Origin of the sequence: Baaleninema sp. (assembly GCF_049974805.1) — a bacterium.
In the GTDB taxonomy this organism is placed as follows: Bacteria; Cyanobacteriota; Cyanobacteriia; order Cyanobacteriales; family Geitlerinemataceae; genus Baaleninema.
The window spans coordinates 1-9904 of sequence record NZ_JBNGCO010000145.1; the positions used below are offsets into that span (position 1 = coordinate 1).

The 9904-nt window shown below is 53.0% G+C and carries 9 protein-coding genes and 1 tRNA gene; 6 read left to right on the plus strand and 4 right to left on the minus strand.

Annotated elements, in window-relative coordinates; translation table 11 throughout:
- The first annotated feature begins 236 nt into the window (after positions 1 to 236).
- Both ACP5D4_RS19490 and ACP5D4_RS19495 read left to right on the plus strand, forming a co-directional pair.
- On the plus strand, positions 237 to 428 hold the full coding sequence (locus ACP5D4_RS19490; protein WP_428013279.1) for a ferredoxin: 192 nt from the start codon (positions 237 to 239) through the stop codon (positions 426 to 428).
- A gap of 205 nt (positions 429 to 633) precedes the next feature.
- Positions 634 to 1068, plus strand: a complete 435-nt coding sequence (locus ACP5D4_RS19495; protein WP_428013280.1) for a hypothetical protein — start codon at positions 634 to 636, stop codon at positions 1066 to 1068.
- 127 nt (positions 1069 to 1195) lie between these two features.
- On the opposite strand, the gene ACP5D4_RS19500 is transcribed toward ACP5D4_RS19495, so the two are convergent.
- A tRNA-Ile gene (locus ACP5D4_RS19500) sits at positions 1196 to 1268 on the minus strand.
- Positions 1269 to 1435: 167 nt separating this feature from the next.
- Between ACP5D4_RS19500 and ACP5D4_RS19505 the strand changes: the two genes are divergently transcribed.
- Both ACP5D4_RS19505 and ACP5D4_RS19510 read left to right on the plus strand, forming a co-directional pair.
- The gene (locus ACP5D4_RS19505) at positions 1436 to 1714 is read left to right on the plus strand and encodes a hypothetical protein (protein ID WP_428013281.1); all 279 of its coding nucleotides are present in this window, start codon (positions 1436 to 1438) and stop codon (positions 1712 to 1714) included.
- A gap of 48 nt (positions 1715 to 1762) precedes the next feature.
- Positions 1763 to 3424, plus strand: coding sequence for a hemolysin family protein (locus ACP5D4_RS19510; RefSeq protein WP_428013282.1), 1662 nt, complete (start codon positions 1763 to 1765; stop codon positions 3422 to 3424).
- Positions 3425 to 3599: 175 nt separating this feature from the next.
- Here the strand turns inward: ACP5D4_RS19510 and cysC are convergent, their stop codons facing one another.
- Together cysC and ACP5D4_RS19520 are read right to left on the minus strand one after the other, a co-directional pair.
- Positions 3600 to 4136 (minus strand): adenylyl-sulfate kinase, encoded by a 537-nt coding sequence (gene cysC / locus ACP5D4_RS19515; protein WP_428013283.1) that lies wholly within the window; start codon positions 4134 to 4136, stop codon positions 3600 to 3602.
- Between the two features lie 326 nt (positions 4137 to 4462).
- Positions 4463 to 5026 (minus strand): hypothetical protein, encoded by a 564-nt coding sequence (locus ACP5D4_RS19520; RefSeq protein WP_428013284.1) that lies wholly within the window; start codon positions 5024 to 5026, stop codon positions 4463 to 4465.
- Between the two features lie 245 nt (positions 5027 to 5271).
- On the opposite strand from ACP5D4_RS19520, the gene ACP5D4_RS19525 reads away from it, so the two are divergent.
- On the plus strand, positions 5272 to 6600 hold the full coding sequence (locus tag ACP5D4_RS19525) for a hypothetical protein (protein ID WP_428013285.1): 1329 nt from the start codon (positions 5272 to 5274) through the stop codon (positions 6598 to 6600).
- Positions 6601 to 6843: 243 nt separating this feature from the next.
- Here the strand turns inward: ACP5D4_RS19525 and ACP5D4_RS19530 are convergent, their stop codons facing one another.
- Positions 6844 to 8490, minus strand: a complete 1647-nt coding sequence (locus ACP5D4_RS19530; protein WP_428013286.1) for a hypothetical protein — start codon at positions 8488 to 8490, stop codon at positions 6844 to 6846.
- 77 nt (positions 8491 to 8567) lie between these two features.
- Here ACP5D4_RS19530 and ACP5D4_RS19535 point away from each other — a divergent pair.
- Positions 8568 to 9904: cryptochrome/photolyase family protein (locus ACP5D4_RS19535; RefSeq protein ID WP_428013287.1), on the plus strand; the 1337-nt coding region annotated here is incomplete at its 3' end.

Below are 9904 nucleotides of genomic sequence, written 5' to 3' on the forward strand. Positions count from 1 at the left end.
CAAACCGTGAGGTCTGGAGAATCGCCGCTCTTTTAAGGCGGCGAGTATGTCAATTTTGCGAATTTTCCCAACATTTTCCGCCCCCGTCACGGCACCCTATGACGGTATTTGTCCAAAATTTCTAATTATATCATGCTTTTCTGGGCTATGCGCAAATATTTTTATCGCTACACAGTTTTATAAAAATATGCTCGAGTTTTGGTATTATCGAGAACGGTCATAAATGAGGAGAACCCATGGCTAGAGAAGTTTACGTAGAGAAAGAAGATTGCACGAGCTGCATGCAGTGCGCTAACAACCTGCCCGAAGTCTTCCAAATGGATGAGGAGAACTTGGCTGAGGTGCATAACTCCGCTGGTGCTGACGAAGACGATATCCAGTACGAGATCGATTCTTGCCCGGGAATGTGCATCCACTGGAAAGACTAGAATCGATCGAACCAGCGATCGCCTGAGCGTCGTGCTTTGTCCGATCGCCACGTCAAGATCCGAAAACCCTAGTTTCGCGGGAGAAACTGGGGTTTTGTCCTGTGAAGGGGGGTTCAGTAAGCTACCATCGAAACAGCGAAACGACCCAGCGCCGTCTGGCGGCGCACGGGAACGCGCATCAACAGCAACTTGGAGGTGACGCCCCATGAACCGTTGGACGGGTTTAACCAGTGCGATCGGCATCGCAGTCGCCGCAACCCTCGGATTTTCTCAAACTAGCGTGGCTCAACTGAGCGATCGCGAAGCCACTGTTCCCGGTGTCGAAACGCGACGCCTGCGAACTCTCACGATTCCCGAAGCCTTCAATCGCGCCTACTTCGAACACGATCGCGACTTCTTTACCAACCGCAGCATCGGACGCCAAATTGAAGGGCTATTCTTCTCGTGGACGGAAAACGAAATCGCCCAGGATGGCGAACTCCTCTACGAGTTGTATCGAGATGTGATGGCGCAGCAAATGCAGGGCGATCCCTACCTCCGCACGCCCGATTTAATCAATCCTTTCGACAGCAGCCTCGACACCCTCAACCGAACGGGTGGAAATCCCCCGGTTCGCGGGAGCGAGTTCATTTTCGATTGAGTCGATCGAACCGTTTCTCGGATAGCGTTACCCTCGGGTTGTTGCCAACAACAACTCGAGGGAGAAAGATCGATCGAACCCTCCTCGAAAAAAGATTCTCGAACATCGATTCTCGGTAAAAATCAAGTGGGCGGTGCAGGAGTTGAACCCGCCTAAGGCGAATTATGAGTTCGCTGCCTAAACCGCTCGGCCAACCGCCCAGAGTTTCTTTCAATTGTACCCCATTCTTCGGCAAAACGTGAGAACGGCCGTCGAGGTCTCTAGCGGATTCTTAAGCGGCAGGTATTTTGTTCGGCGACTATGATAGAACTGTATAACCGAGATAACCGAACTGCACCAACGAGGGCATCCAAGACGAAATCCGGCAATGAAAATCAACTTTACAGTCGTTCTTACAATTGCCTTGCTGCTGCTGATGGTGGGCGCGGGGGTGTTCAGTGCCGTATGGGGATTTTCCCTGGGACGGGAAGCCCTCAAAGGCGTGACGCAGCCCGATTTCCGTCCGAACGGTAACTTTGCCAGCAACCGCCCTGAAGGATTGGCGCAAAACGGAACCGTGCAATTCGTTCCAGAATCCGAAATTCTCAAACAAGTGGAGTCCCAAATCGGTGTCGGTTCCAACGAGGTTGTCGGCGATGAACTCTAGCGGCGAGTTTCCTACCCCTTCTGAAGACCGAAATCGCCCTCAGATCTAATGAACCCTCTCGGGACACCCTCGACCGATCGATCTCCACGAAATCGCGCGATCGCCTCCCTTGGCGCCATCGCGCAGTCTAACTCGAATCTTCTGTTCCTCGCCCTCATCGTCGGCGTTCTCGCAGCGGCCCCAGCCTGGGGACTGGCCGAAGATCGCGTGCAGTTGACTGCCCAAGCAGTCTCGTTACGCTTGCTGTCGGTGTTCGGACTCATCGCCATCAACGCCTTTTTCGTCACGGCCGAGTTTTCAATGGTGTCCGTGCGGCGATCGCGTATCGACCAACTCGTCGATTCTGGCGACGTTCCCGCCAAAACCGTCCAAGCCCTGCAACGGGATATCGATCGACTCCTCTCCACCACCCAACTCGGCATCACCCTCTCCAGCCTCGCCCTCGGTTGGATTGGCGAACGCACCATGGCCCTGTTCGTGGCCTCGGGGTTGATGGCGTTGCCCCTCTCCGATCCCACCCGCAGCTTCCTCGCCCACAGTTTCGCCATTCCCATCGCCTTCCTTCTGGTGGCGTACCTGCAAATCGTCCTCGGCGAACTCTGTCCCAAATCCTTAGCTTTACTCTACGCCGAACAGTTAGCCCGCCTCCTCGGGCCGCCGAGTTTGGCCATCGCCCGCTTGTTCAACCCCTTCCTGTGGGTTCTCAACCAATCCACCCGCTGGCTGCTGCGACTGGTGGGAATTCGCAATGTCGATCGCAGCTGGTCGAACCGCGTCACCCCCGAAGAACTCCAACGCATTATCGCCCTGGAAGGGGAATCCACCGGCCTCGAAGCCGAAGAACGAGAACTTCTCACCAATATCTTCGAGTTTGGCGACGTTTCCGCTGAAGAAGTGATGATCCCGCGCACCCAAATCACGGCACTCCCCAGCGATGCCACCTTCGGCCAACTCCTGCAAGAAGTCGCCCGCAGCGGCCATTCTCGATATCCCGTCATCGGCGAATCCCTCGATGACGTGCGCGGAATCGTACATTTCAAGGAACTGGCCGAACCCCTCTCTCAAGGACAAATGACTCTCGAAACGCCTATTCGTCCTTGGGTGCGTCCGGTGCGCTTCGTTCCCGAATATACGCTTTTAAGCGAGTTGTTGCCCCTGTTGCAGCGATCGACCCAACCGATCGTGATGGTCGTAGACGAATTCGGGGGAACGGCGGGACTGATCGCCATTCAAGATTTAATTGCTGAAATTATTGGGGAAAGTGCCGAAGACGAGGATAACGAAGATGTCAGCGTCAAAATGCTCGACGATCGCACTTTTGTCGTTCAAGCGCAACTACACCTCGAAGAAGTCAACGAACTGCTCAATCTCGAACTTCCCATCATCGATGACTATCAAACCCTCGGCGGCTTTCTCATTTATCAAATGCAGAAAATTCCCCAGGTGGGCGAAGCCATGAATTTCGACAATCTCGAACTTAAGGTGATTTCCGCTGAAGGTCCGAGACTGCACCAAATCCAAATTCAGCGGCGGGACGCTACGCCCCCCTTGCAAACGGAAACTTCTTCAGAACCCCCGGTTTCTCATAACACCATCGATCTCGATACCGCTCTTCCCAACACCGATCTCGAAATTCCACTCGAGGAAAGTTCTCCGGAAGATGCCGATTCTCTCCTCGGTGGGGCGTCGGAAGAGGAGCGAGATTATTGACAAAATCAATAAAATGTGGTAGGAGCCGAGTTTGGGCGATGCACCACAGAGACACAGAGGACACAGAGAGATAGAGAGACAGAGAGACAGAGAGCCGCGTTGGATGCAACGCGGCTCGGGGGAATCTCTCAACTGGCGAGTTGAGAAACGGAGGAGAAAGGGATCGGAATTTCCGTTAGTCCTCGATGAGATATCCCATCGATTTGAGGGTATTTAAGACTTTATCGACGCTTTCGGCTTCCGATTCTAAATCGGTACGACATTCCACCGTCGGATTCGTCGGCGGTTCGTAGGGGTCGCTAATTCCGGTGAAGTTTTGGATTTCACCGGAGCGAGCGCGTTTGTAAAGTCCCTTCACGTCGCGATCTTCGCAGACGTTTAGCGGCGCGTTGACGAAGACTTCCACAAAATCGCCGATGCGTTCTTTGACTTCTTCGCGAACGGCGCGATAGGGAGAAATCGCCGAGACTAACACGATAACGCCGTTGCGGGTTAATAAGTGGGCGACAAAGCCGATACGTCGGATGTTTTCGTCGCGGTCTTCTTTGCTGAAGCCGAGACCTTTCGTGAGGTTTTGGCGAACGATATCGCCATCGAGGACTTCTAATTTGCAGTTTCGATCGCGCAACTGCTCTGCTACTGCTTTGCTAATGGTGGTTTTCCCCGCACCACTGAGACCGGTAAACCAAACCGTAACACCACGTTGTTGCATTGTCGTTGTTCCTTAAATTCGCGATATCTCTGCGATCGACTCTCAACTATCGAAGTCGAGTTCGATCGCGTTTTGTCTCTCCATTTCAACCGCCTGTCGTGAATTTGGCTAGGCCGACGCGCTGACTTCGATACACCGACGTTGAAAGGGACGCATCGGCCAAACGACAGTCTTCGGTTTCGAGCCAACTCAAAATACCACGTTTGCGCGAAGGTTGGCGGCGCTGACTTTGAGATCTCCAACATCTTGGAGATGTCGGGGATCTTGGAGGGGAAGGCTATTCCGCGATCGCGATCGAACCCTGTTTCTCTTTTCCTGTTTCTCTTTTACGGCGATGGCGGTTTCGGGTTCGATCGCGGGGATTTTCTCGAAGTCGTTCTCGGACGCCCCGTTAATTCTCGCGCCACGTCGAGGACGGTAATTGAAAACTGACGGTATTCGTAAGCCGACTTCGTACAAAAGACGATAATAGTATTGCGCTGGCTGGCAATAATTAAATATTTGTATTTAATAAAAAAGTATAAAATCGTTAAAATAATCGACCCAAAACAAAATCCCCAAGCCAAAGTTTTAAAGTGCAGCGGATCGAGCAGTATCAAACCCAGTCCCACCATCAGGGACAACAAACCCACAATCAGCAAAATGCCGATCGAACTTTCGTAAACTCCCACGTAATCCACCGCAGCAATGGGGGTAAAGGTTTCCCGTCGTTCCGAGCCGATTTGCGCCTGTTCGTGAAGGCGATCTTTTTCGATGCGAACCGTGGTTTTACCGCCGAAGTTCGGTACGATCGTGCCGCGAACCAACTGCCCCGGTGCGCCTTGAATTTCAAGAAATCGCTTGGGATTGTTCGCGAAAGCGGGAATTTGCGTATTGTCTGAATTCGTCATAATTCGGTTGCACGGGAGATGGCTGTGAAGACGGACAACGACTTCTAGCCGATTTTGGCATGTCCGAACGCAGATCGTGAAGGTCGATCGCCAACTTTCAGGGCGATCGCAGGCAAAACTTAACAGTACCAACAGCAGAGTTGGCAGTACGGACTCAAAACTTAATTTTTACCCGAAAGTCGCGAGGGTGACGAGGGGAAAACTCAGAGGCGATACTAGAAATAACTGTTACTCTCTCCAGTGCTATGAGTCGTTTGAGCGATCAATCCTACGAAATTTTACGGACAGAACTCGACCAACAAACTCCCAACGATGCCGCCGATCGCGTGCGTCGCCAAATCGTCATCAAACGTTTGGAAAAAATGCGGTTCGCGTCCGGTGAATTCGCCAGCGAGACAGAAATTACCAACGCCATCACCGATATTTATCCCGACTTTAACCCAACCGTAATTCAACGGGCGGCCAAAGCCAACCGTCCCCCCGGACTTTTTTCTAAATTGAAATGGGTGGCGGTTCTGGCGGTGGGTAGCGTCGGCTTTGTCTATATCGCCAATTTGCCCTATCCTATGATTCGCCGTCCGGTAGCGAAAACCATGCCGATGGTGTTGCTGCCCAGTTTCTTGAGTATGGACCACAGCTATCGGGAAGCGGTGGCACTCGTCGAACAAGCGGACCAACTGGTTAATCAAGCCACTAGCGCCGCCGATTTGGAACTCGGCACCGAGAAAGTCACTCAAGCCCAAAAACATCTCGACAAACTCCCGGTGTGGTTTTTGGGATACTATCCCGAAGCCTACTGCACGCTATTCGGCTGTACTTGGCGCTTTACTTACGATGAGTTTAAAGCGGCGCGGCAGCAAGTGGCGCGGATGGAGGCGAAGTTATTTCAGGAAAACAACGCCCAAACTGGGTTAAACGAAGCGATCGCGGATTTGGAGGCGGCGAAACAGCAACACCAGCAAGCGCAAAGTGGAGAAGAGCGATCGGCGGCGATCGCACAGTGGCAAGGGGCGATCGATCGCCTGGTTCAGATTCCCTCCCCAACCCTGGCGGGGCGATCGGCACAACTCCAACTGGAAGCGGCGCGACGGGATTTCCAAGCGGTGGTGGGAACGGCGGCGGGAAGCCAACGCAGCGGAAGCCTCCTCGACGGCGCGAAAGCTTTCGCGTTGCAAGCGGCGCAAATGTCGCAAAATCCACCTCACAATGAAGCCACTTGGGAACAAATCGTCAGTTTGTGGCAAGATGCCATTTCTCGTCTCGACAGTATTCCCCCCGATAATCCCAGTTACGTGGAAGCGCAGACGAAATTGGCAGAGTATAAAAGCAATATCGCGACAGCCAAAATTCGCTTAGAAAACGAACGAAATTCCGTGATGGCACTCGATCGTGCCAAGGAACTTACCTCCCGCTGGCAGTCGATCGCTGCCAATAATCCCGACAGTCCCCAACTCGTGAGTATCCTTCAAGATATTCTCAACCAACTCGATAAAGTCGAAGCGGGAACTACCGCCACTGAAGACGCGGAAGATTTACGCAAATCTGCCAAAAGAGCCTTAGATCGGTTGGGATAAGTGGGTGCATCTCAATGGATGTAAAAATATGAGTTTGCCGTAGGTTGGGTGGAGCGATAGCGAAACCCAACAACAGCTCAATTCAGGATAAAGACTCCGATCTGATAAATTTACATTTTTGAGATGCACCCGGATAAGTTACCTGAATTTTGGATTCGATAAAACCTTTAAAACCCGTCTATCTCTCAGTGTAGATCCCCGGCATCTTGGAGATGCCGGGGATCTGGCGCCAGAGCGATCAAATCACTGAATCGGCGGTTTTTTCTTCATCGGTAACGGTTCGCCATCGGGAGAAGGAGAAGGCGTCGGTTCCGGTGTCGTCATTTCCCCTTCCGGTACGAATATCACCGTAAAAATATAAGCCGTCGTCGCACCCGTAATCGGAATCTCGGGGGCGTTTTCGCGCAGAACTTCCACCGCTCTCTCATCGAGGCGATCGACCCCCGTTAATACTAACGGACGCACGCGATCTTCAATCAAACTCCCTTGCGCGTCGAGAACCACAGCAAACACCGTCCGAGGCGGTTCAGCGGGAGGTTCCACATCCGGCGGATAAGACAGGGGAACGCGAATCGGCGAAAGCGGTTCCTCCAGCAAACGGGGCATTTCCTCGAAATTCGTCAAATACGCCAACCACCGTTGTTGAGATTCCTCAGCTAACTCCAACTTTTGCGCCTGTTGGAGAGCCAGTTGCATCGGTGGCGAATTCAGCGGCGGCGTAGAAGTTCCCGATCCTTTCTCGTCGGTGTTTTCCGTATCGCCGTCAGCCCCCCGGATGCGGAAGTTCACCTCGAACCAATAGGCTTTAGGGCGATCGCTTTCCGGAAAATCGATTTGTTTGAGGAGTTCCTCTTGCAACGCCAGTTGCAAAATAGGGTTGCGACGGGGCGGAAGCGCCGTCAACGCCAGGTTTTGACCCTCTTCCACCGTAACGTTCATCAGTTGCCCCTCTGCATCCACGAGAACCCCCACCCACACCGAAGGAACGCCATCGACCAACTCTTGAAACGCCTGTTGCGAAGGTAGCAAAACCTCCTGAGACTGGGGATTTTGATGTTCCCAAATATCGATTTGTCCCTCTAAGGCGGGATCGACCTCGAACAGTTTCCGCACCCAAGCGTAATATAACTCGAGGGCTTCCATCCCTTCGGCGTATCCCTGTCCGCTGTCGCTTCCACCAGACGTTGCGCCAGGAGTTTCGCCAGAAGTTTCACCAGACGTTGCGCCTTCTCCTTCAGCCTCTCCCGCTGGCTGTCCCCCATCGGGAATCGCTTTCTTCTTCTGGGCTAACTCTTGCGGCGTTGGTTCCGTGGGAACCGTGGTTGGAGACGGCGGCTGACCCACTGCGTTACGATCGAGCCAGTCTTGCCATTGTTGCTGGTACTGCGCCCAATAGTCAGTATTGCCGTAACTGTCGCTGTAACTGTCGCCGTAACCGCCCGAATAGCGATCGCTGTAACTGCCAGAATAAGGATCGGTATCGCTGGAGGGGGACTCGTCCCAATAACTCCAATCGTCCCACCGCGAGGAACTCCCCTCATCCGTCGAATCCGCTGGCGGCGGGGGCGGAAAACTGGGTTGTCCCGACAGAGACGGTAAACCCGACAAACTCTCCTCGTCGAACTCATAAGACGGAAAGCTAAAGTCCTGAGTGGCTTGGGGGGCGAACTGGCTGAGGTCTTGCTCCGTCAGTTCCACAAGGTTGGCGTCGAGAGTTTCCTCTTCCTGAGACCCTAAATCCAATGATAATAAAGGAATCGAAACGAGCGCGATCGCGTGGAGTCCTACCGATATAACAATTCCCACCGATGTCGGTTGGCGTAGGGTATCGAGTACCTGTTGCCAAATCGGGGTTTCGCGGACGTTCTGGAATTGAGATGCCTCAGACATAAAATCGATCGAGCCGTCCTTTTCGGTGCGAGTCGGCAGTGATGCCAATTGCACTCACAGTTTAGCAATTCTTCTTTATGACCTTCGGTATTTGGATTCTCGGAAATCAGCTTTCCCTTCAACACACCGCCCTCGCGACTCTCGAGACGCCTTCAGACATCCCAGTTCTCTTCATCGAGTCTCTGAATTTCGCCCAGCAGCGACCCTATCACCGTCAAAAACTGGTTTTAGTGTGGTCGGCGATGCGTCATTTCGCCGAAGAGTTGAAACAAGCGGGATGGAACGTCACCTATCGCGTTAGCGAGGATTTCGAGACGCCGCTGCGGGAGTGGATTCGCGAGAACCACCTCGAGGAAGTGCGGGTAATGGAACCGAACGATTACCCGTTTTCGCGGTATCTGCAACGTCCCGATTTACCCGGTTCTCTGTCGATTGTCGAAAATAACCTGTTTCTCTGGACGGCGGCGGAATTTGCAGACTGGGCGAAAGGGCGAAAGCGGCTGTTGCTGGAAACCTTTTACCGTCGCGGACGCCAGCGATTTGACGTTTTGATGGACGGTGGCGAACCGGAGGGAGGTCAGTGGAATTACGACAAGCAAAATCGCAAGCCGCCGAAGGGGGAACTCCATCCGCCGACGCCGCTGGAATTTGAACCGGACGAAATTACCCAGGCGGTGATGGAACAGGTTCGGGGGTTGGATGTGGCTTACGGGGAGATGGAACCGTTTGGCTGGGCGGTGACACGATCGCAGGCGTTGCAGGTGTTAGAGGATTTTTGCGATCGCAGGCTTCCCACGTTCGGACCTTATCAAGATGCGATGGTGACGGGGGAAGAGACGATGTGGCATTCGTTGATTTCTCCCTATCTCAATCTCGGACTGTTGCATGCGAAGGAGGTTATCGACGCCGCCGAAACTGCGTATCGCGATCGCAATTTGGATTTAGCGGGGGTCGAAGGCTTTATTCGCCAGGTTCTCGGTTGGCGAGAATATATGCGAGGGCTGTACGGTTTTCTCGGGGAAGAGTACGCGCAAAAGAATTGGTTTGAAAACGAGGTTCCGTTGCCGGAATTTTTCTGGGATTCTGATAAAACTCAGATGAATTGTATTCGGCAAGTTTTGAGACAAACGGAACGCACGGGGTACGCCCACCACATTCAACGATTGATGGTTTTAGCGAATTTTGCCACTATCGCCGGACTGTCTCCGCAAGAGGTGGAACAGTGGTTTCACTCGGCGTTTGTTGATGCTTACGATTGGGTGATGCAAACCAACGTCATCGGGATGGGAACGTTTGCTGACGGTGGGATTTTATCGACGAAGCCTTATGCTGCTTCGGCGAACTATATTAATAAGATGAGCGATTATTGTGGAAGTTGCCGGTTCGATCGCAAATCTCGCACGGGCGAGAAGGC

Bases quoted from the DNA above. Each gene is read 5' to 3' on its own strand.
- ACP5D4_RS19490 (WP_428013279.1), top strand. From the start codon at position 237: ATGGCTAGAGAAGTTTACGTAGAGAAAGAAGATTGCACGAGCTGCATG.
- ACP5D4_RS19495 (WP_428013280.1), top strand. From the start codon at position 634: ATGAACCGTTGGACGGGTTTAACCAGTGCGATCGGCATCGCAGTCGCC.
- ACP5D4_RS19505 (WP_428013281.1), top strand. From the start codon at position 1,436: ATGAAAATCAACTTTACAGTCGTTCTTACAATTGCCTTGCTGCTGCTG.
- ACP5D4_RS19510 (WP_428013282.1), top strand. From the start codon at position 1,763: ATGAACCCTCTCGGGACACCCTCGACCGATCGATCTCCACGAAATCGC.
- cysC (WP_428013283.1), bottom strand. From the start codon at position 4,136: ATGCAACAACGTGGTGTTACGGTTTGGTTTACCGGTCTCAGTGGTGCG.
- ACP5D4_RS19520 (WP_428013284.1), bottom strand. From the start codon at position 5,026: ATGACGAATTCAGACAATACGCAAATTCCCGCTTTCGCGAACAATCCC.
- ACP5D4_RS19525 (WP_428013285.1), top strand. From the start codon at position 5,272: ATGAGTCGTTTGAGCGATCAATCCTACGAAATTTTACGGACAGAACTC.
- ACP5D4_RS19530 (WP_428013286.1), bottom strand. From the start codon at position 8,490: ATGTCTGAGGCATCTCAATTCCAGAACGTCCGCGAAACCCCGATTTGG.